The following is a 24,882-nucleotide window of genomic DNA, read 5'->3' as shown; positions in this document are numbered from 1 at the left end:
ATTATGGATAACCCTGGTGCTGACGCTGCTGATCGCGCTGGGTGGCGGCGGGCGCTGGCTGGCCATTCTTTACCGTGAGCGCATCGAACTGCAGCAGCGTAATGCCGTGCTCCACGCGGGGGTGGATCAGCGAAACGCCGTCATCAGGCAATTGAAAGCGGATATCTCCCGCCAGGCCGAGGCCGAGCGCACGCTGCGCCAGTCCCTGCTCAGGGCCGGCGATATCACCCTGAAACAATATGTCAACGATCAGAGGGTCCTGCACAGCAATGAGGCACTACAAAACTGGAGCCATGCTGCTCTGCCTGACGGGATTATCCGGCTGCAGCAGCACCCCGCTTTCGCCACCGCCAGTGATTATCTGGCGTGGTTGTCCCGTCATCAGCAGTTGTCCGGTACCGGCGGTTCAGCCAGAGACGCAGGGGGATCTGCTGACAGCGATCCGCCAGCTGGAGCAGGCGCTACTGACGTGCGGCCTGCAAGTCGAAACCCTTAAACAGTGTCAGGAGCAACATGATGTTAAAACCCAAACGACTGCGCGAGGCCTTACTGGCCCGCGTACCCGACCTGCAGAATCACCCTGAACGGCTGACCCTTTCGCTGGAGCAGGGCAGGGTAGTCTGTACGCCCGCTGCCTCACTGAGTTTTGAATACCAGTACCCGCTGCGCATTACCGTCAGCGACGCCGGCGACGACCGGGATGCCCTGGTGGTCTCCCTGCTGCTGTGGCTGCGGGAAAATCAACCCGACCTGATGACCACGGCGGCCAGACGTGAAAACGGCATGGTGTTCAGCAGCAGCGTTAACGGCGACTTCAGCCTGGTGATCCCGCTGACCGAGCGCGTGCTGGTCAGCGAAAGCGACGGGGCCCTGAGTGTGACCCATTTGCCGGAGCCAGCGGTGCCGGAAGCCGTGTCCCGCCCGTGGCAGCTCTATATCAACCATCAGCTGGTCAGTGAATGGCCTGCAGTCTGAAAGCCAGAAGGAGTACGCAATGAATGAATTTGTCGTGGAAACCCGCCGCCAGCTCAACAACCTGTTGCGCATCGGTACGGTCAGCGAGGTCGATCTTCCCCGGGCGCGATGCCGGGTAAAGAGCGACGGCAACCTCACCGGCTGGCTGCCGTGGCTGAGCAGCAGCGCGGGCCAGGTTCGCAGCTGGCATGCGCCCTCACCGGGTGAGCAGGTGCTGCTGCTGGCGCTGAGCGGTGAACTGACCACCGCCTTTGTGCTGCCGGGGATCTTCTCTGATGCTTTCCCGCCGCCTTCGGCATCGCAGGATGCGGTGTGCTGGCAGTTCCCGGACGGGGCGCAGATCGCCTACGAACCGCAGAGCGGTGCGCTGACAGCCAGCGGTATCCAGTCGGCCAGCATCCGGGCGGCGGTAAAAATCACCCTCGACAGCCCGCTGGTGGAGTGCACTCAGCAGCTGAAGGCGAAAACATTTGTGCTCAGCGAGGGGGGCACGCTACAGGGCACGATCAGCCACAGCGGCGGCAGCTTCTCTTCGAACGGTATCGTCGTCCACAGCCACGTTCACGCGGGTGTCGAGAGCGGCGGCAGCAAAACAGCGGGGCCACAGTGATGAATACAGCAACCTGGTCAGGCATGCAGCGCGACAGCGGCCTGCAGCTGGCGGATATCGATCATGTTCGCCAGTCGGTGCGCGATATTCTGCTGACCCCGCAGGGATCACGGGTGATGCGCCGCGACTACGGATCGCTGCTGTCGGCGCTGATCGACCAGCCGCAGAACGAGACGCTGCGTCTGCAGATTATGTCAGCCTGCTACATGGCGTTGCTGCGCTGGGAGCCGCGTATCACCCTCGACAGCATCAGCTACCAGCCGGGTCTTGACGGCCGCATGGAGGTCGCGTTGAGCGGTACCAGCAATCAGTCCACTTTTTCCTTATCCATTCCAGTGAGTTAACTACTATGGCCACCATTGATTTAAGTCAGTTACCTGCGCCGAACATCGTCGAAGCGCTGGATTTTGAAACGCTGCTTCAGGCGCGTAAAACCCGTCTGATTGCGCTCTATCCGGCCGATCAGCAGGCGGTCATCACCCGCACTCTTGAACTGGAGTCTGAGCCCATTGTTAAGCTGCTGGAGGAGAATGCCTATCGCGAACTGATCCTGCGGCAGCGGATTAATGAGGCCGCGAAAGGCACGATGGTGGCCTTCGCGACGGGAAGCGATCTCGACCAGCTCGGTATCAACAATGGCGTGACCCGTCTGGTCCTGAGGCCCGCTGATAACAGCACCCGGCCACCCGTACCCGCGTTACTTGAGAGCGACGACGATTTCCGTCTGCGTATCGCTCAGGCTTTTGAGGGACTGAGCGTGGCCGGTCCGGGTGGGGCGTATGAGTACCACGCCCGCAGCGCTGACGGGCGGGTGGCTGATGTCAGTGCGACCAGTCCGGCCCCGGCAGAAGTGCTGATCACTGTGCTGTCACGCGAAGGTCGTGGCGAGGCCAGTGCGGAGGTGCTGGCGGCGGTCAATATCGCGCTGAATGATGAAAATGTCCGCCCGGTCGCTGACCGCGTCAGCGTGCGGTCGGCGGCTATCGTGGAGTACAGCGTGGATGCCACGCTGTACCTCTATCCCGGCCCGGAAGCGGAACCCATCCGCGCGGCGGCAGAAGCGCGGCTGGCTGCCTTTGTCACCGCCCAGAGCCGTCTGGGGCGCGATATCCGCCAGTCGGCGCTGTTTGCTGCGCTGCACGTTGAAGGGGTGCAACGAGTGGAGCTGACTCAGCCCGCACGCGACGTGGTGCTGGATAAAACCCAGGCAGGCTGGTGTACCGGCCACCGGATCCGTGTGGGAGGCTCCGATGAGTGATCGTCTGCTGCCCGCCGGATCGTCGCCACTGGAGGTGGCTGCCGCCGAAGCCTGCGCCCATCTTCAGCAGTTACCGGTGCCGCTGCGCACCCTATGGAACCCGCAGACCTGTCCGGTCGCGCTGTTGCCCTATCTGGCCTGGGCCTGGTCCGTTGACCGCTGGGATCAGACCTGGCCGGAGGAGACAAAGCGTGCCGTGGTGGCGTCCGCACAGTTCGTTCACCGCCGAAAGGGCACCATCGCCGCGATCCGGCGCGTGGTCGAGCCGCTGGGGTATGTCATCAACATCACCGAATGGTGGCAGAACCAGGAGCCGCCGGGCACGTTTCGTCTGGAAATTGGCGTGCTGGAGTCGGGTATTGATGAAGCGATGTTTAACGAGATGGAGCGGCTGATTGCGGATGCAAAAGCCGTCAGCCGTCATTTAACCGCCCTGACGATCACCCAGGATATTCAGGGCATTGTCTGGACAGGTGCCGTTCAGTATGACGCTGAAACGGTAACGATTTTCCCCGCGTGAGAGGTTTTACATGGCGTTAAAATTTAAATCTGTCGTGACCACGGCAGGACAGGCGCGCATCGCCGCAGCGATGCAGGGTGGTACTCAGGTCGATATCAAAACCATGGTAGTCGGTGACGGCAGCGGCCAGCCGACCACGCCGTTGCCGGGGCAGACCGGACTGGTGCATGAGGTGTACCGTCAGGCTGTCAATTCGGTCAAGGTGGAGAGCAGCCATAAAAACTGGCTGGTGATTGAAACGATTATCCCGGCCAGCGCTGGTGGGTTCTGGATGCGTGAGCTGGGCCTTCTGGCGGGAGACGGCACGCTGCTGGCGGTAAGTAATATGGCCGAGACTTATAAGCCAGCGCTGGAGGAGGGTTCGGGACGAACGCAGACCCTGCGTATGGTGCTGGCGGTCAGCAGCAGTGAAGCGATTGCCCTGACGCTGGATGACAGCCTGATCTTTGCTACCGAAGAGTATGTCAATCTGCGCATTGCCAGCCATGAACAGAGCCGTAATCATCCTGATGCCACGCTGGCGGCGAAGGGAATGGTGATGCTGAGCAGCGCTATCAATAGCAGCAGTGAAACGCAGGCCGCGACGCCAAAAGCGGTGAAAGCGGCTTACGACCTGGCTAACCGCACTCAGCCTGATGCGACGCTCGCGGCAAAGGGGGTGGTGATGCTGAGCAGCGCCACCAACAGCAGCAGTGAAACGCAGGCTGCGACACCAAAAGCGGTGAAAGCGGCTTACGATCTGGCTAACCGCACTCAGCCTGATGCGACGCTCAGCGCAAAAGGGGTGGTGATGCTGAGTAGCGCCACCAACAGTAGCAGTGAAACGCAGGCCGCAACGCCAAAAGCGGTAAAAGCGGCCTACGATCTGGCTAACCGCAACGTTCTGAACGAGATCTATCCAGTTGGGATCGTCACCTGGTTTGCCCAGAATAAAAACCCGAACACGCTGTTCCCCGGCACGACGTGGAAATATATTGGTGAAAACAGAACCATTCGCCTGGCAAAAGCGAACGGAAGCGATATTTTCACCACTGGTGGCGCGGATGCGGTCAGCCTGTCGGTGGCGAATTTGCCTGCGCATGGTCATACGTTTTCGGGGACGACCAGTAGCAACGGTCAACATACGCATACCGGTAGTACCAACTCTGCGGGAGCGCATACACATGGTGGAGTACCGTCCAGGACAGGACCATGGGAGATTGGGGGTAGCAACTGGACACGGTTTAACTACCAAAACCTGGGGGCTACGGATTCTGCTGGCGCGCACACGCATACGGTTTCGATTAGTGCTTCTGCCGCGCATACCCACACTCTTTCCGGCACCACAGCAAATACCGGATCTGGTACGGCCATGGATATTACTAACTCATTTATTAAACTGATGGGCTGGTACCGCAGCGCATAATCTCTTACCTAAAACTTGTTATTTAATTACGGCTCCCCTGCTGGCAACACAGGGGAGCCTTTTTATTGGTTTTTGGCGTGTAAAAGCCGATCTTTATTTATTTTTCTATTGATGTAACTTTATGTTTTTAAGTTATTTTTAAATTCCACGTTGTCCCCTCCGCCCCACAACGGCCATCGCATGCCCGCCCGTTAATTTCTTGTCATCATGACCTCACCCCAACAAAGGAGTGCAACAAAGATGGCAAATTACCACCACGGCGTACGCGTCGTAGAAGTGAATGACGGAACCCGCAGCATCTCAGCGGTTTCCACTTCCATCGTCGGCATGATATGTACTGCAGAAGATGCCGATGCCACCACCTTCCCGCTGAATACGGCGGTATTGATCACTGATGTCCTGGCCGCGCTGGGTAAAGCCGGTTCCCAGGGTACCCTGGCACAGTCACTGCGTGCGATTGCCGACCAGAGTAAGCCGGTGACCGTTGTGGTGCGCGTAGCGGAAGGTAAAGACGCCGCTGAGACAACCAGCAACATTATCGGCGGCACTGACGAGAACGGGCGTTATACCGGGATGAAGGCGCTACTGAGTGCGCAGACCGATCTCGGCGTAAAACCGCGCATTCTTGGCGTGCCAGGGCTGGACTCGCTGGAGGTCGCCACCGCCCTGGCCTCGGTGTGTCAGCAGCTGCGTGCGTTCGGTTATATCTCGGCGTATGGCTGTAAAACCCTGACGGAAGCCATCAAGTATCGCGATAACTTCAGCCAGCGCGAGCTGATGGTGATCTGGCCAGATTTTGTGGCCTGGAACACCCGTACCAGCGAGGCCGACACCGCCTGGGCGACGGCGCGGGCGCTCGGACTGCGCGCCAAAATTGACAACGACACCGGCTGGCATAAGACCCTGTCCAACGTTGGCGTTAACGGCGTCACTGGCGTTTCCGCCTCGGTGTTCTGGGATCTGCAGCAGACCGGTACCGATGCCGACCTGCTGAACGAAGCCGGCGTGACCACCCTGGTCCGCAAAGACGGCTTCCGCTTCTGGGGCAACCGCACCTGTAGCGATGACCCGCTGTTCGCCTTCGAGAACTACACCCGCTCGGCGCAGGTGATTGCCGACACCATGGCCGATGCGCATATGTGGGCCAACGACAAACCGCTGACGCCCACGCTGGTGCGCGAAATCATCGCCGGCATCAACGCGAAATTCCGCGAGCTGATCAACGCCGGTTACCTGCTGGGCGCCAACTGCTGGTACGACGAAAGCGCCAATAATCAGGAGAGCCTGAAAGCCGGCAAGCTGTATATCGACTACGACTACACCCCGGTGCCGCCGCTGGAAGATCTGACGCTGCGTCAGCGTATTACCGACAGCTACCTGGCGAACTTCGCCGCTTCTGTGAACCGCTAAGGAGAAAACCCAATGGCAATGCCCAAGAAACTGAAATACCTGAATTTATTCAACGATGCTAACAGCTACCAGGGCGTGGTGACCTCGCTGACGCTGCCGAAACTGGCGCGCAAGCTGGATCCCTATCGCGGCGGCGGCATGAACGGCGTGGCGCACATTGATAACGGTCTGGAAGACGATGCGCTGGATCTTGAATGGACCCTTGCCGGACTCGACGATCGCATCCTTACCCAGTGGGGCGGGGCCACGGTGCCGCTGCGCTTTATGGGATCTTACCAGCGTGACGACACCGACGAGACCATCGCAGTGGAGGTGGAACTGCGCGGCAAGCATCAGCAGTTCGATTTTGGTGAAAGTAAGCAGGGTGAGGAGAGTGAAACCAAAATCACCACCAAATGCACCTATTACAAGCTGACCTGGAACGGTAAACCGCTGATCGAGATCGACACTGTGAACATGGTCGAGATAGTGAATGGTGTCGACCGCCTGGCCGGGCACCGTAAAAACATCGGCCTGGTGTAACCCGTCCCGTAATGACGTAACCGCAGGGGGCGGGCAGACCCGCCCCTAATTGCATACCCCGCAGGAGTCGGGCATATCCGACCCGCTTTACCCGTAAAGGAACGCTTATGTCACAAGCAGAAAATACCCTCCAGCTGGTCACGCCGATCGTGCGTGGCGATACCGTGATTAACAGCGTGGAACTGATTAAACCCAACGCCGGCACGCTGCGCGGTACGCGTCTGGTCGATCTGGCCGGATCGGACGTCGACGCGTTGATCACTGTTCTGCCGCGTATCACGCTGCCGAACCTGACCAAATCGGAATGCCTCAATCTCGACCCGGTCGATCTGATTGAGCTGGGCGGACGGGTGATCGGTTTTTTGTCCGCGAAACCGGACACGTCCGCTGGCCCAACGGCCTGACGGTAGAGGATCTGATGGCGGATATCGCCGCCATCTTTCACTGGCCGCCGTCGGAAATGAACGCCATGTCGCTGGCAGAACTGCTCGACTGGCGGCATAAGGCCATTGTGCGTAGCGGTACACAGAGTGGAGAGTCGTGATGAGTATTAACCTCGGTCTGGATGGGCTGCGCAAAGCGGTGATCCGGGCGAACCTGTTTTTAAACGATCTGCCGGGGGAAACCCAATCCCTCGGCCTTGCGATGTTTCAGCAGCGCGTGGCGCTGAGGGCTAGCGCCGAACGTACCCGGGCAGCAACGCGCAACAGCAAATCCGCACTCGACGCCAGTAAGGAACGCCTGCAGGTGATCCGCGTGACCGAGGCGCAAAAGCGCCCACAGCGTGTCAGAAATAACCTTAATAAAGCACAGCAGCGCTTTCAGCTCGGGCAAGGCAAGGTGCAGCAGCGCTTTCAGACCGGGCAGGGCGTGGTGGATAAAATCGGTGCGGTCAGCAGCCAGGCGATGGGCGTGGCGCGCCAGGGGGCGAAGCTGCTGCAGCCGGGCTATCAGGTGATGGCGGCACGGTCGGGCGCGCCGCCAAAGGAGGCGGCAACATCGTCTGATGTCCGCCCGCCGTCCGCCATCGCCATGCCCGCCGCCGATAACCTCGCGGGGGATATCGGCCAGCTTAATGCGGCGATCGACAGCATCAGGCTGACAGTGTTTACCCAACTGGACGGTACGCTGCGTTCCCTGACGCAGACCGCCACCGGGCTATTAACCGGCGTTGATCAATGGATCCAGGACAACCCCGCGCTGGCGGGCGGGATCACCCAACTGGTGGCGGCCGGGGTGATCCTCGTCGGTGCGCTGGGGGCGATCGGCTCGGTGGTGGTACCGGTGCTCAGTGGCCTGAATCTGTTGATGGCGGGCGCTGGGATCCTGAGTAGCGTGTTTACTTTTGCTGGTGGGGCGATCGCTGCGGCGCTGGGGGCGATCACGTTGCCTGTCGGTATAGCCATTGCCGCTATCGTCGGCGCTGCTGCGTTGATTTACCAGTACTGGGAGCCGCTCAGCGCATTCTTTGGCGGGGTGGTTGAAGGGATCAGCGCTGTGCTGACGCCACTATTCGACGCATTTAAACCGTTAACGGTCATTTTTGATGAGGCAGGTAAGCAGATTGATAGTGCTTTTGACAGTATAAAGGCGTTTTTCTCACCGATTGAAATGACGGCGCAGAAGCTGGAGCAGCTGGGGAATCTTGGGCGTTTTGTCGGTGAGGCTTTGGTAAATGGATTGAGTTTGCCCCTGACGATTTTACGTACGCTCGGTGGAAAAGTCACCTGGCTGCTGGAAAAGCTTGGGTTAGCCGATAAAAAAGCGGCCGATGCAGAAACCTCGCTGAGTGACGATCCGTCGGCACAGCATCCCTCGGCCGCCCTGGAGGGCGCAGACTTCGCTGCGCCGGATACTCCCGCACCTGTCGCCTTTGGCGGTGCCCGCTATCAACCCGTTACAGCGTCCAGCACCAGCAACAGCCAGCAGAACACCTTTAACAGCAGCTATGTGATCAACGTTCCTACAGGTATGGGGGAAGCGGAGGTTCGCACGATGATCGACAACCATCAGCAGCAAACGCAGGCGCGTGCTGCTATCAACCAACGCAGCAGCTTCTGGGGGCAATAAACCATGATGATGATACTCGGTATGTTTATTTTTAAACGTCGCACTTTGCCATTTCAGACGATGACCCAGGAAAGTGCGTATCGTTGGGCAGCGGGCAGCCGTATTGGTACTCGCCCGGCACAACAGTTTCTGGGTGTCGGCGAAGAAAACATCACGTTGCAGGGCGAGTTGCGCCCGGAAATCACCGGGGGAGCTCCTGCGTTGGCGGCGCTGATGGATATAGCAGAAGCGGGGCAGGCATGGCCTTTACTCAATGGTGAAGGATTTCTTTATGGCATGTTTGTCATTGAAAATATCAACGGTGTGCATGCTGACTTACTGGAAAACGGCACGGCTCGGAAGATCAATTTTACGCTAAAACTGAAACGAGTCGATGAATCGAGAAGTGCCATGTTCGGTGATCTCAAGCAGCAGGCGGAGCGAATTTACGGCAATGTGAGTTCCCAGGTCTCAACCCTGGCAGGGAGCATCGTATGAATAACAGTTTACCGGTGGATATCGGTGCGCCGTTGGCACCTGACTATCTGATTCAACTCAATAATCTGGATATCACTGAGAATCTGCGGCCACGCCTGCTGAGTATGACCATTGATGATGCTCGCGGTTTAGAAGCTGACGCGCTGACGCTGTTACTGGATGACAGTGATGGCAGGCTCATGATGCCGCAGCGTGGCGCTATCCTGCGGGTGTATATCGGCTGGCAGGGCAGGCCACTGTTCTGCAAAGGGGATTTTGTTATTGATGAGTTGCATCACAGCGGTGCTCCCGATCAGTTGAAGCTGGTCGGGCGCAGCGCCAATCTGAGTGATTCGTTAATGGAAAAGGGAAACCATTCATACGATAAGACCACGCTGGGGGCCATGGTATTGCAGATTGCGAAACGCAATGAACTTGGGGCAGAAGTTGCTGGTGAACTGGCCTCAATTGAGATTGTTCATGAAGATCAGAGTGGTCTTACCGACGCGCAGTTTCTGACCACCATGGCAACAAAATATGGTGCAACGGTCACGATCAAGAAGGACAAAGTGTTGATGCTGGTACGGGGGGCGAACAAAACCGTCAGTGGGCAGGCGATCCCACAACTCCTGCTCACACGTAAAGACGGTGATAAGCATGATTATCAGGTGGTATCACAGATGCATTTTAGTGGCGTTAAGGCCAAATGGATGCAGCTCGATAAAGCCAGCAGTGGCACGGTGAGAGTGTTCCGAGTCATCCCTGAAAACCAACCCGAGCGTTTTCCCGGCACGGCCAGACAGGACATCCCGCAGCCGCTTTATGAACGTTATGCTCAGATACCTGGGGTATTTAAAACCCAGGAAGAGGCGATGGACGCCGCGAAGGCTGACTGGAAGAAACGCCAGGCGATGACCGCGAGCATGAGTTTTGTGATTGCTCAGGGAATGCCAGTGTTGATACCGGAAACACCGATACGGTTGAGCGGGTTCAAAACGATGATTGATGCCCAACAGTGGACAATAATCAAAGTGAATCATGTGATTGATAATAATGGATTTCGTACAACGGTGAACCTGGAAAAATCGGTGGGTGGTGAAACCTGGGACATTGACGTTAAACCGAATAATGTCACGGGAAGTGAAAAAACCACTTGATGATTCACTTTAAGTGAATATAATTAGTTTTATTCACAATGTGTGAGTTTAACTGATGACCAGTGGAGGTCAGCCATGATGCCTTGCCCGATTTGCCAGCATAACAGCCATGCCCGTTCCAGCCGGATCCTCAGCAGTGAGACCAAGGAACGCTATCACCAGTGCCAGAATCTGAACTGCAGTTGTACCTTTAAATCGATGGAGAGTATTACCGGAATTGTGGCCCGGCCGGTGGAGGCCACCACGCCGCCACCGGCAGCGGTGAAAACCCGTACCAGCCGTCTTGGCAGCTAACCCCAGCGGCGGGTTTGTGCCCGCCCTGGTTTTTGCCTGTCCCCCATCCCGCCAAACTGCGCTATCCTGTTCTGCTTCTCAGGCGAACGCTGGCGCAACCATGACAAACTCTTCTCCGAACGCTCCCCTCTTTGACGGTCATAACGATGTGTTACTGCATCTCTGGCTGCACCATGCGCAGGATCCGGCGCAGGCCTTCCTGCATCAGCGCCTCAGTGGCCATCTTGACCTGACGCGGATGCGCGAAGGCGGCTTTGCCGGCGGTCTGTTTGCGATTTTTGTGCCGCCAGCGGATTACGTGGCGAAGTTCCCCACGCGTCAGGCAGAGCCGTTCGATGCGCTGACCATCACCGGAGAGCAGATCGCCATCCTGCACCAGCTGGAGGCGCAGTCGGCAGGCCAGGCGAAAATCTGCCGCGGCGTCAGCGACATCGAGCAGTGTATGGCAAACGGCGTGCTGGCGATGGTGATGCATATGGAAGGTGCAGACGCGCTGGATGAGGATCTCAGCCAGCTGGAAAGCTGGCAGCAGGCCGGGTTGCGCAGCATCGGGCCCTTCTGGAACCTGCCGAACCGCTTTGGTACGGGGATCAGCGGCAGCTTCCCGGGTTCACCGGATACCGGAGACGGGCTGACCGCCGCAGGTGAGCGTCTGATCCGCGCCTGCAATCAGCGCCGCCTGATGGTAGACCTGTCGCACATGAATGAAAAAGCCTTTTGGGACACGGCGCGCCTGAGCGAAGCGCCGCTGGTGGCCAGCCACTCAAATGTCCACGCCATATGCCCGCAACCGCGCAATCTGACCGACAGGCAGCTGGCCGCTATTGCAGAAAGCGACGGGCTGGTGGGGCTGAACTTCGGTACGGCGTTTCTGCGTCCTGACGGCAAACGTGACGGCGATATGCCGCTCAGTGTGATGGTGCAGCACCTCGATTATCTGCTGGAAAAGCTGGGGGAAGACCGCGTTGCTTTTGGCTCGGACTTTGATGGCATCAACCTGCCCAACGAGATCGGGGATGTGACCGGGCTGCCGCGCCTGCTGGACGCGCTGCGTGAAGCGGGTTACGGGGAACCGCTGCTGGCTAAACTTTGTCGAACCAACTGGCTGCGGGTGCTGAAAAAAACCTGGGGTGAATAAGATCTGAGTTTTGAACCAAATAGTTCAAAAACAGCATAAACCGCGCAGATTTTAGGGTTGATATCGATTTATCATAGGCGCAACATCTGTGCCGCCAAATTCCTGTAATTTGACAACATGCCGATCATTTGCCGACACTGAATGCAGTGCGGCCGTTTTTTAAACACCTGAGGAAATGACTATGTGGACTAAACCGACCTTTATCGATATGCGTCTGGGCCTGGAAGTGACTCTGTACATCTCCAACCGCTAATTCGCCGTCATACTTCAAGCTGCAACTGCGTTGGCTGCGTGTGCTCACCCCGGTCACTTACCTGAGTAAGCTCCCGGGGATTCTCACACTTGCCGCCTTGCTGCAACTCGAATTATTTAGGCTAATGCCTGATCTCCCTACTTCGCACTGTCACTGCGACAGCACGAATTATTCAGGTAAGTCATGTGGATGCCTGCGCTGTAGCAGGCATTTTTATTTCTTCTGCTGGTTGACCCATGAAAATCAAAGTTCTCGGCTCTGCGGCTGGCGGTGGTTTCCCACAATGGAACTGTCACTGTCACAACTGCCAGGGCGTACGTGACGGCACTATCCCCGCCACCGCGCGGACGCAGTCCTCGATTGCCGTCAGTGATAACGGTACCGACTGGGTGCTGTGTAATGCCTCACCGGATATTTGCCACCAGATTGCCGCCAACCCGGAGCTGCACAGGCAGGGCGTGCTGCGCGGCACGGCGATAGGATCGATCATTCTGACCGACAGCCAGATCGACCACTGCACCGGTTTACTTAACCTGCGTGAAGGTTGCCCGCATCCGGTGTGGTGTACCCCGGAAGTGCACGCGGATCTGACCAGCGGCTTCCCGATCTTTACCATGCTAAAGCACTGGAACGGCGGACTGATCCACCACGCCATTGCGCCCGCGCAGCCTTTCTCTGTGGCGGTCTGCCCGGCGTTAACCTTTACCGCGATCCCGATCCTCAGCAATGCGCCCCCCTATTCACCGTATCGCGGGCGACCGCTCCCGGGCCACAACATAGCGCTGATGATCGAAAATACCACCAGCGGCAGTAAGCTGCTGTATGCGCCAGGCTTAGGTGAGCCCGATGCGCCGCTGCTGGCGTTAATGGCGCAGGCCGACTGTCTGCTGATTGATGGCACGCTGTGGCAGGACAACGAGCTGGCGAATACCGGCGTCGGGCGCAATACGGGCCGCGACATGGGCCACCTGGCGCTGGGTGAAGAGCAGGGCCTGATGACGGTGCTGAGCCGTCTGCCGGCAAAACGTAAAATCCTGATCCATATTAATAACACTAACCCGATCCTTGATGAATCCTCTGCCGAGCGCCAGGCGCTGACCGCGCGGGGCATTGAGGTCAGTTATGATGGCATGAGTATTGAACTATGACCCAACCGACGCTGATGACCCCGGAACAGTTTGAACAGGCGCTGCGCGATCGCGGTGCTTTTTACCATATCCACCATCCGTTCCATATTGCTATGCATAACGGTGAGGCCACACGCGAACAGATCCAGGGCTGGGTGGCGAACCGTTTTTATTACCAGACCCGCATCCCGCTGAAAGATGCGGCGATCATGGCGAACTGCCCGGATCCGCTGACGCGGCGTAAGTGGGTGCAACGCATTCTCGACCATGACGGGCAGGGCGACAGTGATGGCGGCATCGAAGCCTGGCTGCGGCTGGGGGAAGCCGTAGGGCTGGATCGTGAGGTGCTGCTTTCTGAGCGGATGGTCTTACCCGGCGTGCGTTTCGCCGTGGATGCTTACGTTAACTTTGCCCGCCGCGCGGTGTGGCAGGAAGCGGCCTGTAGCTCGCTGACCGAGCTGTTTGCACCGCAGATCCACCAGTCGCGGCTCGACAGCTGGCCACAGCACTACACCTGGATTGAAGAAGAGGGATACGGTTATTTCCGTGGCCGTCTGAGCCAGGCGCGCCGCGACGTAGAGCATGGTTTACAGCTGGCGCTGGAATACTGTAACACCGTGGAAAAACAGCAGCGGATGCTGGAAATTTTACAGTTCAAACTCGATATCCTGTGGACCATGCTGGACGCCATGACCCTGGCTTACGTCCTTAACCGCCCGCCGTACCATACCGTGACGGACCAGGCGGTCTGGCACAGAGGAAAACTGCTGTGATCAATGAGCAAACCACCCCGATGTTCCGCCGTGGCTATCGCCTGCAGTGGGAAGAAGTGCAGAACTGCCATGTGATCCTCTACCCGGAAGGCATGGCAAAACTGAACGACAGTGCCACCCTGATCCTCGAACTGGTCGATGGGCAGCGCACGCTGGCCGATATTATCGCGGTGCTTAACACCCGTTTCCCGGAAGCGGGCGGCGTGGATGATGACGTGAAAGAGTTCTTCGCGGCAGCCCGCGAACAGAAGTGGATTATCTTCCGTGAACCCGCTTAACCCAGCCGTTAAACCGCCGCTCTGGCTGCTGGCCGAGCTGACCTACCGCTGTCCGCTGCAGTGCCCGTACTGCTCTAACCCGCTGGACTTTGCGCAGCAGGAAAAAGAGCTGACCACCGCGCAGTGGATCGAGGTCTTTAAACAGGCGCGGGCGATGGGCGCAGTGCAGATCGGTTTCTCCGGGGGGGAACCGCTGGTGCGTAAGGATCTGCCTGAGTTGATCAAGGCCGCCCGCGATCTGGGTTTTTACACCAATCTGATCACCTCCGGCATCGGTCTGACGCAGAAGAAGATCGACGCCTTTGCGGAAGCCGGGCTGGATCATATCCAGATCAGCTTCCAGGCCAGCGATGAAGTGCTGAATGCGGCCCTGGCCGGGTCAAAGAAAGCGTTTCAGCAGAAGCTGGAGATGGCGCGGGCGGTAAAGGCACACGGTTACCCGATGGTGCTGAATTTCGTGCTGCACCGCCATAATATCGACCAGATCGACCGTATCATCGAACTCTGTATTGAGCTGGAAGCGGACGATGTCGAACTGGCCACCTGCCAGTTTTACGGCTGGGCCCAGCTCAACCGCGAAGGGCTGCTGCCCACGCGTGAGCAGATCGAGCGGGCGGAAGCGGTGGTGCATCGCTATCGCGAGAAAATGGCCGCCAGCGATAACCTGGCTAACCTGCTGTTTGTCACGCCCGATTATTACGAAGAGCGGCCTAAGGGCTGCATGGGCGGCTGGGGGGCGATCTTTCTCAGCGTCACGCCGGAAGGCATGGCGCTGCCGTGCCACAGCGCGCGCCAGCTGCCCGTGCAGTTTCCGTCGGTGCTGGAACAGAGCCTGGAAGATATCTGGTTTCACTCTTTCGGCTTTAACCGCTATCGCGGCTTTGACTGGATGCCGGAACCCTGTCGTTCCTGTTCAGAAAAAGAGAAGGACTTTGGCGGCTGCCGCTGTCAGGCCTTTATGCTGACCGGCAATGCGGATAATGCTGACCCGGTGTGCAGTAAATCAGAGCATCACGGTATGATCCTTGAGGCGCGTGAGCAGGCCAACTGTACCAATATTCAGGTGAGCCAGCTCCAGTTCCGCAACCGCGCGAACTCACAGCGGGTCAACGCTCAGCTGATCTTTAAAGGGTAACGGATGCAGCATCTGCCGCGACGCTTAAGCAACGGTTTACGGGTTGAGCTGATCCACGATCCGCAGGCCACACGCGCCGCCGCGCTGCTGCAGGTGGAGGTGGGCAGCCATCATGAACCGGACGCGTGGCCGGGGCTGGCCCATCTGCTGGAGCACCTGCTGTTTGCCGGCAGCCAGGCTTTTCAGGATGACCAGCGGCTGATGGCCTGGCTGCCCGCACGCGGCGGACGGCTGAACGCCACCACGCTCGGCAGCAGCACGGCGTACTTTTTCGAGTGCGCCCCCGAACAACTGGCCGATGCGCTGCCCCGACTGACGGATATGCTGGTGGCACCGCTGTTGTCTGCCAGCGCGATCCGCCAGGAGGTCGCGACTATTGATGCCGAATGCCGCCTGCTGGCCGACCATCAGGACACGCTGTGTGATGCGGCGCTGAGCACAGCCTTCGTTTCCCATCTGTGGCACCGCTTTCAGACGGGTAATGCAGCGGGCTTTGGCGACGATCACACTGCGCTGCGTGCGGCGCTGCAGCAGTTCCATCAGCGTTATTACCATGCGGATACGGTGACGCTGTGGGTGCAGGGACCGCAGCCGATCGCGGCGCTGTGGTCACTGGCCCAACAGGCCGCCGAAGTCTTCCCGGCGGGCGTGGCGCTTCCCCCCGCGTTGCCTGCATTAACGCTCGCTGCTGAGCGTGATATCGCCCTGCAACTGACCGGTGCGCCGCGCCTGCGTCTCTCCTTTTTGCTGAACCAACGTATCGACGGCGGGCTGACAGTGCTGCGCCAGCTGCTGCTGGACGAAGCGGCGGGCAGCCTGATGGCCACGCTGCGCGAGCAGGCACTGTGCGATGCTGCCCGCTTGTTGTTACCGTATCGCAGCGCACAGCAGGCGGTGATCACCCTTGAACTGGTTCTGGTGGACGCCGGGGATGCCGATCGGGCTGAAGCGTGCGTCCATCGCTGGCTGGCACAGCTGGGCCGACTGACGCCCGCGCAGCGCGCTCATTACGCGCAGCTGGCCAGCCGTCGCTTCGCGCAGTTGCCGGTGATGGATCAGTTGCGCGAACGTGCCTTTGGTTTTGCTCCGGCCGGGGACGACGAGGGCGCGATACTGTTCCCACTGCTCTCTGCCGCGCCCTTATCACGGCTGTGGATTGCTGACAGCACCCCGTTGGATCAGCTCGAGGTGCAGGGCTGGACGCTGGCCTGCCAGCCGGGCGTTCGGGCACCGGTACAGCCTGATAGCTCAGGCGAGGCGTTCGTGTTCTTCCCACACACCCTGCCGCCTGCCATCCCCACGTTGCCTGTGCGTCAGGCAACGCTGGCCCATCATCGCCGCGATGAATCGCCCGCTGTGCTGCTGCTCAGTCCTGAATGCAACCTGCCAGCCCCCTGGGGGCAGATCGTGCAGGCCCGTCTGCGGGCGCTGGCGGCGGGTTGTGCCCATCGCGGGGGCGAACTGGCGATCGGTTGCCCGCAGGGACGCTGGCTTGTCCAGTTACAGGGGGAGGCGGGGCTGATGGTCAGCACCCTGGCATCGCTAAATGCGCTGCTGGCGGCTATTCCGCCTGGGGTGATAGCACGCGGTGAGCGTGAGTCTCTGCGCCAGCGTCAGGCGCTGCACGATGATATTGCCGTGCGGGCATTACTCGGTGCGCTGCCGGAAAAGTTGCAGCCGCTGCACCCTCCCGCAGACGCCCAGACGCCGCTCAACCTCCCCTGGCATGCGGTACTGGAAGGCGGCGATCACGCGCTGCACCGGCAGCTCGCCTGCCTGCTGAGTGCCTTTCCGGCTGCCATTAACCCGGCGAAACGTGCGCTGCCTGAGGCTTTAACGCCACAGCCTGAATACCGGGTGACAACACGCAGCCCGGAGGCCGCCCTGCTGCGCTTCTGCCCGCTGGTGGAGGAGAGTACGGCGTGCCTGGCCGCCTGGCAGCTGCTGGCGATGATTTATCAGCCGCTGTTTTTCCAGCGCCTGCGCGTGGAACAGAATATTGGCTATGTGGTGAGCTGTCGTTTTTATCAGGTGGCGGGGCGATCGGGTATCCTGTTTGCGCTGCAATCCCCGCATCTCACGACGGCGGAGCTGGCGGCATACATTGACCACTTTTTAGTGCAGATGAATACCGAGCTGGCGACGCTCAGCCCGCAGGCGCTGTGGGAAACATGCCAGATTTTGCTGAAGGAACAGCAGCAGGTGCCGGGCGGGGCGCTGAAAGCCAGTCGCGATCGCTGGCTGCAGGCACAACAGATGATTTCTCAGCCTGGTATCACCGACTTGCAGGCGCTGACGCCTGACAGCGTGCTGGCGTTCCATCAGCGCCTGCTGGCCGACGGTCAGCGCGCCTTCAATCTGGTTAACCACTCCCTTTTTTGATCGCTAGATCTTCTTCTCTGCCAGCAATGCGTCTTTTGCGGCGGTCAGGAATTCATCGGACAGGCCGTCCCCGGACGTGGCCCGGGCCAGCGTCAGTGCCCCGGTCAGCAGCGCAAGCTGCATCAGAGCCTGCTGACGGCGCTGCGCCTCATCCCCGCAGTCAGAGACCGACTCCAGCATCGCCAGCATCCCTTCTACGCCCTCAAGCCAGACGTTGCGCACCGGTTTATCCGGGCTTTCCCTGGCGATATCGCTGGCTAACGCCGCGATCGCACAGCCGCCCTGAACGCCGTCACGGTGGTCAGCGGAGAGATAGTGTTCCACCAGCGCGTGCAGATCCCGATGGCCCGGCATCGCCTCCCAGCGCGCCCGCGAGTCGTCAAAGGCCTTGCGGCTGGCGATGGCCGCCAGATCGTCTTTGGAGTTAAAGTGACCATAAAAACCGCCGTGCGTTAACCCGGCGGCGGCCATCAGATCGTTGACGCTGACGCCGTTCAGACCCCGCTCACGAAAGAGCGCCGAGGAGACGCTGATAATCTCCTCGCGGTGACGTTCCATCTGCTGTTTTGATACCCGCGCCATTGTCTTCTCCTGCTTTATCCGGGCCTCATCTTAGGGGATGCGTCTCACTGACTCAACCGGTGATGCTACTTCACTCACGGACTCAGGCGCGCGGCGGCCAGCCTGACGCCAGGTCCATGCCGCCCCGGGTCGAGGGTAATGTTCCGGCAATCTGCTCATGCGGGGTGCCGGCCGGGATTGCGCTGACGGCATCCAGCCGTTCGACCTGGGCCGCCTCCAGTCTGACCGTCAGGGCCTGCAGGGTATCGTTTAACTGCCCCTGGTGCCGTGAACCCAGGATCGGGATCAGGCTGGTGCTGGCGCGGGCGGCTTTATGCTGCAGCCAGGCGATGGCGACCTGCAGCGGCAGGATCTGCAGCTCCCCGGCAATGGCAATCACCGTATCCAGCAGGGTGGTGTCCTGCTCGGTATGCACCAGCCGCCCGCCGAAGCCGGTCAGACGGCCTTCGTTGCTCTGACGATATTTGCCGGTAAGCAGGCCACCACCCAGCGGTGACCACAGCGTTGCAGCCATGCCCAGGGCTTCGGCCATCGGCAGCATATCGCGCTCGGCGGTGCGCTGCACCAGGCTGTATTCTACCTGGATCCCGGCAATGCGCGACCAGCCGCGCAGCTCTGCGAGGGTATCTGCGCGGGACACACGCCAGGCGGGGAAGTTTGATAATCCGGCATACTGGATCTTACCGGCCCGCACCAGATCGTCGAAAGCACGCACGATCTCCTCCAGCGGCGTTAGCTGGTCATCGAAGTGCGCCCACAGCAGATCGATACGGTCGGTTTTCAGCCGCTTAAGGCTGCTCTCCACCGACTGGATCATATTCTTCCGGCTGTTACCGGTGCGTGAGATCCCGCCTGCGGGGGAGGCACCCAGGGTGTATTTTGTCGCGACCACAAAGTGATCGCGCTCTGCGGCGATAAACTCCCCGACCAGCTGTTCGGACTGGCCAAACTGATAGGCATCGGCGGTATCAATAAAGTTACCGCCAGCTTCGGCGTAGCTGTCAAAGACCTGCTTTGCTTCTTCCCTTTCCGAACCATAGCCCCAGCCGGTACCAAAGTTACCGGTGCCGAGCGCCAGCTCAGAGACGCGTAAACCGGTGTTACGGCCAAACGTGGTGTATTTCATGTGGATGCCTCGTTGTTTTTAAATGTTGATTGACATTTATTATATATGTCATACATCATCTAAAAACGCAATGATGATAACCATCATCTATAAACCCGATTAAAGAGAGCGCCGCCATGAGACTGACCTGCTTACAGCCCGACACCGGCCTGTTCACCCTCCTGACCGGAGATCGTGCCCATGACATCCACTAAACCCGTTGCACTGGTCACCGGCGCGTCGTCCGGCATAGGCAAAGCGACGGCGGAGGCGCTGTTGCAGGCCGGTTACACCGTCTACGGCACCAGCAGACGCGCTGCCGACACTGCGCCCGGATCGCTGCCGATGCTGGCGCTGGACGTCACCCGGGAGGCATCAGTGGCAGAGGCGGTCAGCGAGCTGATGCAGCGTGAAGGTCGTATCGACCTGCTGGTGAACAATGCCGGGGTCGGCCTCAGCCCGGCGGGTGCGGAAGAGAGCTCTGTGCTGCAGGCGCAGGCGCTGTTTGATATCAATTTCTTTGGCATGGTGCGGATGATCCGTGCGGTGGTTCCCTATATGCGGCAGCAGGGCAGCGGGCGGATCATCAATATTGGCTCCATCCTCGGGCTGGTACCCGTGCCGTATGTGGCGCTGTATGTCGCCAGTAAACATGCGGTGGCGGGGTATTCGGAAGCGCTGGATCATGAGCTGCGCAATCGGGGGATCCGGGTGTCGGTCATCGAACCGGCCTATATCCGCACCCCGTTTGAGGCGAATAACCTGATGGCGGATGCGCTGCTGACAGAGTATGCCGGCGAGCGGGAGACGGTCAGCCTTGCGGTCGGTCAGGCGATGGCGAGCGCTGACGCCCCCTCTGTGGTCGCCGCTGTGGTGCTGAAAGCCGCGCGTGCCGCCAGGCCTCAACGCCGTTATACCGCCGGTAAGGCCGCTGCCCGGCTGCGGTTGTTACGTCATTTTGCGCCGGACAGCGTGCTGGACGCGGGCATTCGTAAAAACCTGAAGCTGGCCTAGCGCGAGGCGTTATTGCACGGTTGCCCCTGAAGGCTCAGGGGCGAACAGACACAGCACTGAATCAATGGCGGGAGACAGATTATGCAGGCGTATATCATTGACGGTTATGGCCGTCAAAACGGCGGACGAATAGCTGAGATGCCGGAGCCCGTGCTGCGGGGCGACGACGTGCTGGTGCAGGTAAAGGCGGCCAGCATCAACGTGCTGGACGCCAAAATTCGCCAGGGGGAATTCAAAATGATCCTGCCGTATCCTCTGCCCCTGATCCTCGGTAACGACCTCGCGGGCGTGGTGGTGCGGGTCGGCGCGGAGGTGCAGCGCTTCCGCCCTGGGGACGAGGTGTATGCACGACCTGACGCACGACGTATGGGCTCCTTTGCTGAATTTATTGCGCTCAGTGAGCGCGATCTGGCGTTAAAACCTGCCAGTCTCAGTATGGAAGAGGCCGCTTCCCTGCCGCTGGTCAGCCTGACCGCCTGGCAGGTGCTGGTAGAGACGGCAAAGCTTGAGCGGGGACAGAAGGTACTGATCCACGCCGGGTCCGGTGGCGTCGGCACCGTGGCCATTCAACTGGCGAAACACCTGGGGGCGTATGTGGCGACCACCACCAGTGCCGCCAGTGCGGCGTGGGTCAAAGCGCTGGGGGCGGATGTGGTGATCGACTATAAAACGGAGGATTTCTCTACCCTGCTGCACGATTACGACGTGGTGCTGAACAGCCTGGGCGCTGATGTGCTGGCAAAATCGCTGCAGGTGCTGAAACCCGGCGGCCAGCTGATCTCCATCTCCGGACCGCCAACCCCGGCATTTGCCACGGAACAGGGGCTCTCCTGGGGGCTGAAGCAGGTGATGCGCCTGCTGAGTTACCGCATCCGGAGGCAGGCTAAACGGCGCGGCATACGCTATTCGTTTGTCTTTATGCGCGCCAGCGGCGAGCAGCTCGCTGAGATCGGCACCCTGGTGGAATCGGGGGCGATCCGGCCCGTGATCGACCGGGTGTTTCCCTTCGCCGAAACCCGGGAGGCGCTGGCGTATGTCGAAACCGGGCGAGCGAAGGGGAAGGTGGTGGTGCGGGTGGAGTAGCTACCTGAAGTAGGTTGATCGGGAAAATGAACCGCTAAGGAACGTTGAGTCCACTATTTTGAATAGATGAGCTTGCCTCGATTCTAACAAGATCATCACCAGACCCCCTAAAAGGGCGAGACAGTGTTGGTTGGGTAATTTTCATTTTTTCAATGAGTTACCGTGGTTTTTTTGACCTCTGACTGAGCGGCAGGCGTATCGTGTCGAAGCGATCAGGCATAATGTTGAATCACTGAATGAATAGATAAGTGAATAGATATTTCATCAATTGGCCTGTCACTTGTCGTCTTTTCAGAGGGGGAGTGCGAGCTGTTGCAGGGGAATGGGTAAGGAAGATTGATAAACGATCTTATGATGAGCACCATCGCCAGGTGGTAAGGCGTGGCGTTAAAATTCCATCGCCATTTTGCTGCCAATGATGGGGTAGAAACAAAAAAGCCACTCCTTACGAAGTGGCTTAATGCCCTGATTTAACAGGTAAAATCTGGTGGCCCCAGCTGGACTTGAACCAGCGACCAAGCGATTATGAGTCGCGTGCTCTAACCAACTGAGCTATGGGGCCTGAGGCGCAGGATTATAATGTAACTCAGCGGCGCGATCCAGCGCTTAACTTGCGTCTGCTGCATTTCCAGGCAAAATAGCATTTTTCCGAACTGATTGAAAAATAACCGTAATCTCTCCGGCACTGCGCCCATGCGGCCTGCACGACCCGGGTCAGTCACATCAGAGAGGGGTTAAATCACCGGCGGATGATAGATTGCGCTGCTCCAGTAGCGGCTACTGGCGTGTTTTTCTCCCAGCCAGCCAAGGTGCCGCAGCCTGCGCGCGATCAGCTTGTTCATAATACCGTGCCCCACCAGCAGCACATTTCCCTCGGCAGAAAGCGCGATCAGCCGATCGGCGGCCAGTATTGCCCGCTGCCTGGCCTGAGTACAGGATTCGACCTTCCCGGCATAACCAAACAGCCACAAACACCGCAGCACCGGCAGCCAGAACAAGGGCGGCAGGGCGGGGAAAGTCAGCGGCATGACGGGCATTGCCACCTCACAGTACAGCTCATCGATATGGCTGGCGGGTTTACCGAGTTTTGCCAGCGATGAGCGTGCACGCGGCAGCGTACTGGTGACGATCACCGCCGCTTCCGCAGCCAGCCGCAGACTGCGTTCGGGCGGCAGGTCGCAGATCTCGGCCAGATCGTAAGCCTCACACCACTCGGCCATCGCCAGCGCAGAACGGCGACCGGGCAGGTGGTGGTCAGGCTTGCCGTGGCGCATCAATGTAATGGTCATTATTGTTCACCTGTGAAGTTCGCGTTTCAGCTTACTCACCCCCCCGGCGAAACACAAACTTCCGGGGCGCTCGCCCTGTCATCTCCCCGTCACAGTGTTGCGCTAAAACGATACGCTCAGCGGCGCAACGCGCATTTGTATTAAGAGCGCGTGATGTTTGAACGGTGAAAAAAAATCGGCTATTTTTCAGGCTAATTATTTCATTGATTTTATTTGGTTTTCTGACAACTCCCAACAGGTGAATGTCAAGAAAATCTAATTAATGTCATCAGGCTTCCTTGATTTATCTACGCGTGTAGATACAATAGCTGTGTAGTGAAAATTCACGGTGCTTGATGGTTATCAGCGTCCTGAAGGTCAATGTTTGTTTCGCGTAACTTATACGACCGGTCAATTTTTGGCCGTCGGCGCAAAGCGAATAGATGCGTTCCAACACCAGGGAACCTTACTGCCCGCCAGATGCGGGGTGACCAGAAAAAGATCTCTCCCCTCTCCAGGGTTGACCCTATTTTCCAGCACCCCCTCATTCAGGGCAGATCGACCTTTCGTCATGCTTTGTAACACGGCATCTTCACTGGCGAATTTTCCTCCGCAGGAGGAGTGCGTGCCAGGGAAGGTAACGATCAGAACTCTTCATTCAGGGAATTTTTCATGTCTACACCTCAACGCGTTGCACAGGATATGGCAATGCAAGCCGACTCGGCGGCTGATGAACGTCTGGCCACCCCGGAAGGGCGCAAGGATTTCTGGCGTGCGACGCTCTCCTGCTGGCTGGGCACGGCAATGGAATACGCCGATTTTGCGTTGTATGGTCTGGCAGCTGGTATTATTTTTGGCGATGTTTTCTTCCCTGAAGCCACCCCGTCAATGGCACTCCTCTCTACGTTTGCGACCTGGTCGGTTGGCTTTATTGCCCGTCCCATTGGCGCGCTCTTCTTTGGCTGGCTGGGCGACCGTAAAGGTCGGAAAGTCGTCATGGTCTCGACCATCATCCTGATGGGGGCCTCCACCACGCTGATTGGTCTGATCCCCAGCTATGCCTCGATTGGCGTATGGGCACCGGCATGTCTGGTGCTGCTACGCTTTAGTCAGGGCTTTGGGGCGGGTGCAGAGCTGTCCGGCGGTACGGTGATGCTGGGTGAATACGCTCCGGCGCAGCGTCGCGGGCTGGTCTCTTCAATTATCGCCCTGGGTTCAAACAGCGGCACGCTGCTGGCATCCCTGGTATGGCTGGCCGTGGTTCAGATGGACCAGCAGTCACTCCAGGAATGGGGCTGGCGTATTCCGTTCCTGTGCAGCTCGCTGATTGCGCTGGTGGCACTGTGGATCCGCCGTCACCTGCGGGAAACGCCGGTATTTGAACGCAAAAAAGCCGAGCTGGAAGCGCAGCGTGAGCAGGTACTGGCCGCCGAGCCACCCGTGCAGGACACCCGTGGATTCTGGCGTCGCAGCCGTGCCTTCCTGACCATGGTCGGACTGCGCATCGGTGAGAACGGACCGTCGTATCTGGCGCAGGGCTTTATTATCGGTTATGTGGTGAAAGTACTGGCAGTGGATAAATCCGTGGCGACCACGGCAGTGTTTATTGCGTCGCTGCTCGGCTTCCTGATCATCCCGCTGGCCGGCTGGCTGTCAGACCGCTTTGGGCGGCGTATTACCTATCGCTGCTTCTGCCTGCTGCTGATTATCTACGCGTTCCCGGCCTTTATGTTGCTTGACTCGCGTGAGCCGGCCATTGTGATGGCGACTATTGTGACAGGTATGGGGCTGGCATCGCTGGGTATCTTCGGCGTGCAGGCGGCCTGGGGCGTGGAGATGTTTGGCGTCCATCATCGCTATACCAAAATGGCCACCGCGAAAGAGCTGGGATCGATCCTCTCCGGCGGTACGGCACCGCTGGTGGCCTCTGCGCTGCTGGCCTGGACCGGTCACTGGTGGCCAATTGCGACCTATTTTGCCGTGATGGCGGGTATCGGCTTCCTGACCACGTTTGTGGCCCCGGAAACCCGTGGCCGCGATCTGAATGCACCGGAAGATGCGATTTAA

Annotated in this window: 29 protein-coding genes, 1 tRNA gene and 1 pseudogene; 26 read left to right on the top strand and 5 right to left on the bottom strand. The window is 59.0% G+C overall.

Features of this window, described 5'->3' with window-relative positions:
* Nucleotide 1: 1 nt before the first annotated feature.
* Nucleotides 2-265, bottom strand: a complete 264-nt coding sequence (locus tag EPE01S_RS23810) for a hypothetical protein (RefSeq protein ID WP_218007819.1) — start codon at nucleotides 263-265, stop codon at nucleotides 2-4.
* A 4-nt stretch (nucleotides 266-269) separates the two neighbouring features.
* Here EPE01S_RS23810 and lysC point away from each other — a divergent pair, with 4 nt between their 5' ends.
* From lysC to pqqF, 23 genes and pseudogenes are all read left to right on the top strand, one after another.
* A complete protein-coding gene (lysC, locus tag EPE01S_RS23805) occupies nucleotides 270-584 on the top strand; it encodes an Rz1-like lysis system protein LysC (protein ID WP_072277452.1) in 315 nt (104 codons plus the stop codon).
* The gene (locus EPE01S_RS12490) at nucleotides 517-975 is read left to right on the top strand and encodes a phage tail protein (protein WP_167550585.1); all 459 of its coding nucleotides are present in this window, start codon (nucleotides 517-519) and stop codon (nucleotides 973-975) included. The genes lysC and EPE01S_RS12490 overlap by 68 nt, the downstream gene beginning before the upstream one ends.
* A gap of 19 nt (nucleotides 976-994) precedes the next feature.
* Nucleotides 995-1,585, top strand: coding sequence for a phage baseplate assembly protein V (locus EPE01S_RS12485; RefSeq protein ID WP_062745480.1), 591 nt, complete (start codon nucleotides 995-997; stop codon nucleotides 1,583-1,585).
* The gene (locus tag EPE01S_RS12480) at nucleotides 1,585-1,929 is read left to right on the top strand and encodes a GPW/gp25 family protein (protein WP_062745478.1); all 345 of its coding nucleotides are present in this window, start codon (nucleotides 1,585-1,587) and stop codon (nucleotides 1,927-1,929) included. Before EPE01S_RS12485 ends, EPE01S_RS12480 begins: the two co-directional genes overlap by 1 nt.
* Before the next feature lie 5 nt (nucleotides 1,930-1,934).
* A complete protein-coding gene (locus EPE01S_RS12475; protein ID WP_062745476.1) occupies nucleotides 1,935-2,843 on the top strand; it encodes a baseplate assembly protein in 909 nt (302 codons plus the stop codon).
* Nucleotides 2,836-3,363 carry a phage tail protein I gene (locus EPE01S_RS12470; RefSeq protein WP_062745473.1) on the top strand — a complete coding sequence of 176 codons (528 nt, stop codon included), beginning with the start codon at nucleotides 2,836-2,838 and terminating at the stop codon, nucleotides 3,361-3,363. Before EPE01S_RS12475 ends, EPE01S_RS12470 begins: the two co-directional genes overlap by 8 nt.
* A 10-nt stretch (nucleotides 3,364-3,373) precedes the next feature.
* Nucleotides 3,374-4,237, top strand: a pseudogene (locus tag EPE01S_RS23800) (phage tail-collar fiber domain-containing protein); the annotation flags it as partial.
* Nucleotides 4,229-4,768, top strand: a complete 540-nt coding sequence (locus EPE01S_RS24085; protein ID WP_373279676.1) for a phage baseplate protein — start codon at nucleotides 4,229-4,231, stop codon at nucleotides 4,766-4,768. The pseudogene EPE01S_RS23800 and the gene EPE01S_RS24085, both read left to right, overlap by 9 nt.
* Nucleotides 4,769-5,008: 240 nt before the next feature.
* Nucleotides 5,009-6,178 carry a phage tail sheath protein gene (locus EPE01S_RS12460; protein ID WP_062745471.1) on the top strand — a complete coding sequence of 390 codons (1,170 nt, stop codon included), beginning with the start codon at nucleotides 5,009-5,011 and terminating at the stop codon, nucleotides 6,176-6,178.
* A gap of 12 nt (nucleotides 6,179-6,190) precedes the next feature.
* A complete protein-coding gene (locus tag EPE01S_RS12455) occupies nucleotides 6,191-6,700 on the top strand; it encodes a phage major tail tube protein (protein ID WP_062745469.1) in 510 nt (169 codons plus the stop codon).
* A 107-nt stretch (nucleotides 6,701-6,807) separates the two neighbouring features.
* Nucleotides 6,808-7,104, top strand: coding sequence for a phage tail assembly protein (locus EPE01S_RS12450; protein ID WP_062745467.1), 297 nt, complete (start codon nucleotides 6,808-6,810; stop codon nucleotides 7,102-7,104).
* Nucleotides 7,105-7,118: 14 nt separating this feature from the next.
* On the top strand, nucleotides 7,119-7,244 hold the full coding sequence (locus EPE01S_RS12445; RefSeq protein ID WP_062745465.1) for a GpE family phage tail protein: 126 nt from the start codon (nucleotides 7,119-7,121) through the stop codon (nucleotides 7,242-7,244).
* A complete protein-coding gene (locus tag EPE01S_RS12440; protein WP_062745463.1) occupies nucleotides 7,244-8,770 on the top strand; it encodes a phage tail tape measure protein in 1,527 nt (508 codons plus the stop codon). The genes EPE01S_RS12445 and EPE01S_RS12440 overlap by 1 nt, the downstream gene beginning before the upstream one ends.
* A gap of 3 nt (nucleotides 8,771-8,773) precedes the next feature.
* Complete coding sequence (locus EPE01S_RS12435; protein ID WP_062745460.1) at nucleotides 8,774-9,247, top strand: phage tail protein; 474 nt, start codon at nucleotides 8,774-8,776, stop codon at nucleotides 9,245-9,247.
* Nucleotides 9,244-10,383, top strand: coding sequence for a contractile injection system protein, VgrG/Pvc8 family (locus tag EPE01S_RS12430; RefSeq protein ID WP_062745457.1), 1,140 nt, complete (start codon nucleotides 9,244-9,246; stop codon nucleotides 10,381-10,383). Before EPE01S_RS12435 ends, EPE01S_RS12430 begins: the two co-directional genes overlap by 4 nt.
* A gap of 75 nt (nucleotides 10,384-10,458) precedes the next feature.
* Nucleotides 10,459-10,677: an ogr/Delta-like zinc finger family protein gene (locus EPE01S_RS12425; protein ID WP_062745453.1), complete on the top strand. Its 219-nt coding sequence runs from the start codon at nucleotides 10,459-10,461 to the stop codon at nucleotides 10,675-10,677.
* Nucleotides 10,678-10,777: 100 nt separating this feature from the next.
* Nucleotides 10,778-11,815: a dipeptidase gene (locus EPE01S_RS12420; protein ID WP_062745449.1), complete on the top strand. Its 1,038-nt coding sequence runs from the start codon at nucleotides 10,778-10,780 to the stop codon at nucleotides 11,813-11,815.
* A 181-nt stretch (nucleotides 11,816-11,996) separates the two neighbouring features.
* On the top strand, nucleotides 11,997-12,068 hold the full coding sequence (pqqA, locus tag EPE01S_RS22910) for a pyrroloquinoline quinone precursor peptide PqqA (protein ID WP_072166356.1): 72 nt from the start codon (nucleotides 11,997-11,999) through the stop codon (nucleotides 12,066-12,068).
* 236 nt (nucleotides 12,069-12,304) lie between these two features.
* Complete coding sequence (pqqB, locus tag EPE01S_RS12415; RefSeq protein WP_062745446.1) at nucleotides 12,305-13,216, top strand: pyrroloquinoline quinone biosynthesis protein PqqB; 912 nt, start codon at nucleotides 12,305-12,307, stop codon at nucleotides 13,214-13,216.
* Nucleotides 13,213-13,968, top strand: a complete 756-nt coding sequence (gene pqqC / locus EPE01S_RS12410; RefSeq protein WP_062745444.1) for a pyrroloquinoline-quinone synthase PqqC — start codon at nucleotides 13,213-13,215, stop codon at nucleotides 13,966-13,968. Before pqqB ends, pqqC begins: the two co-directional genes overlap by 4 nt.
* A gap of 20 nt (nucleotides 13,969-13,988) precedes the next feature.
* Entirely contained in the window at nucleotides 13,989-14,246 is a 258-nt protein-coding gene (gene pqqD, locus EPE01S_RS12405) for a pyrroloquinoline quinone biosynthesis peptide chaperone PqqD (protein ID WP_062745778.1), read from the top strand.
* Nucleotides 14,233-15,381 carry a pyrroloquinoline quinone biosynthesis protein PqqE gene (gene pqqE / locus EPE01S_RS12400; RefSeq protein ID WP_062745442.1) on the top strand — a complete coding sequence of 383 codons (1,149 nt, stop codon included), beginning with the start codon at nucleotides 14,233-14,235 and terminating at the stop codon, nucleotides 15,379-15,381. Before pqqD ends, pqqE begins: the two co-directional genes overlap by 14 nt.
* Nucleotides 15,382-15,384: 3 nt before the next feature.
* On the top strand, nucleotides 15,385-17,763 hold the full coding sequence (gene pqqF, locus EPE01S_RS12395) for a pyrroloquinoline quinone biosynthesis protein PqqF (RefSeq protein WP_062745440.1): 2,379 nt from the start codon (nucleotides 15,385-15,387) through the stop codon (nucleotides 17,761-17,763).
* A gap of 3 nt (nucleotides 17,764-17,766) precedes the next feature.
* Here pqqF and EPE01S_RS12390 read toward each other — a convergent pair whose 3' ends face one another.
* Entirely contained in the window at nucleotides 17,767-18,345 is a 579-nt protein-coding gene (locus EPE01S_RS12390; protein WP_062745437.1) for a TetR family transcriptional regulator, read from the bottom strand.
* An 82-nt stretch (nucleotides 18,346-18,427) separates the two neighbouring features.
* The gene (locus EPE01S_RS12385; protein WP_062745435.1) at nucleotides 18,428-19,471 is read right to left on the bottom strand and encodes an aldo/keto reductase; all 1,044 of its coding nucleotides are present in this window, start codon (nucleotides 19,469-19,471) and stop codon (nucleotides 18,428-18,430) included.
* A 180-nt stretch (nucleotides 19,472-19,651) separates the two neighbouring features.
* Here EPE01S_RS12385 and EPE01S_RS12380 point away from each other — a divergent pair, with 180 nt between their 5' ends.
* Both EPE01S_RS12380 and EPE01S_RS12375 read left to right on the top strand, forming a co-directional pair.
* A complete protein-coding gene (locus EPE01S_RS12380; RefSeq protein WP_062745433.1) occupies nucleotides 19,652-20,464 on the top strand; it encodes an oxidoreductase in 813 nt (270 codons plus the stop codon).
* 81 nt (nucleotides 20,465-20,545) lie between these two features.
* A complete protein-coding gene (locus EPE01S_RS12375; RefSeq protein ID WP_062745431.1) occupies nucleotides 20,546-21,547 on the top strand; it encodes an NADP-dependent oxidoreductase in 1,002 nt (333 codons plus the stop codon).
* Between the two features lie 485 nt (nucleotides 21,548-22,032).
* Here the strand turns inward: EPE01S_RS12375 and EPE01S_RS12370 are convergent.
* Together EPE01S_RS12370 and EPE01S_RS12365 are read right to left on the bottom strand one after the other, a co-directional pair.
* Nucleotides 22,033-22,109: transfer RNA gene (locus EPE01S_RS12370), tRNA-Ile, on the bottom strand.
* A 172-nt stretch (nucleotides 22,110-22,281) separates the two neighbouring features.
* Entirely contained in the window at nucleotides 22,282-22,836 is a 555-nt protein-coding gene (locus EPE01S_RS12365) for a histidine phosphatase family protein (protein WP_062745429.1), read from the bottom strand.
* Nucleotides 22,837-23,487: 651 nt separating this feature from the next.
* Here EPE01S_RS12365 and EPE01S_RS12360 point away from each other — a divergent pair.
* Nucleotides 23,488-24,882 (top strand): MFS transporter, encoded by a 1,395-nt coding sequence (locus EPE01S_RS12360; protein ID WP_062745427.1) that lies wholly within the window; start codon nucleotides 23,488-23,490, stop codon nucleotides 24,880-24,882.

Source organism: Erwinia persicina NBRC 102418, assembly GCF_001571305.1.
Classification (GTDB): domain Bacteria; phylum Pseudomonadota; class Gammaproteobacteria; order Enterobacterales; family Enterobacteriaceae; genus Erwinia; species Erwinia persicina.
This window is presented reverse-complemented; position numbering and strand designations above follow the sequence as displayed.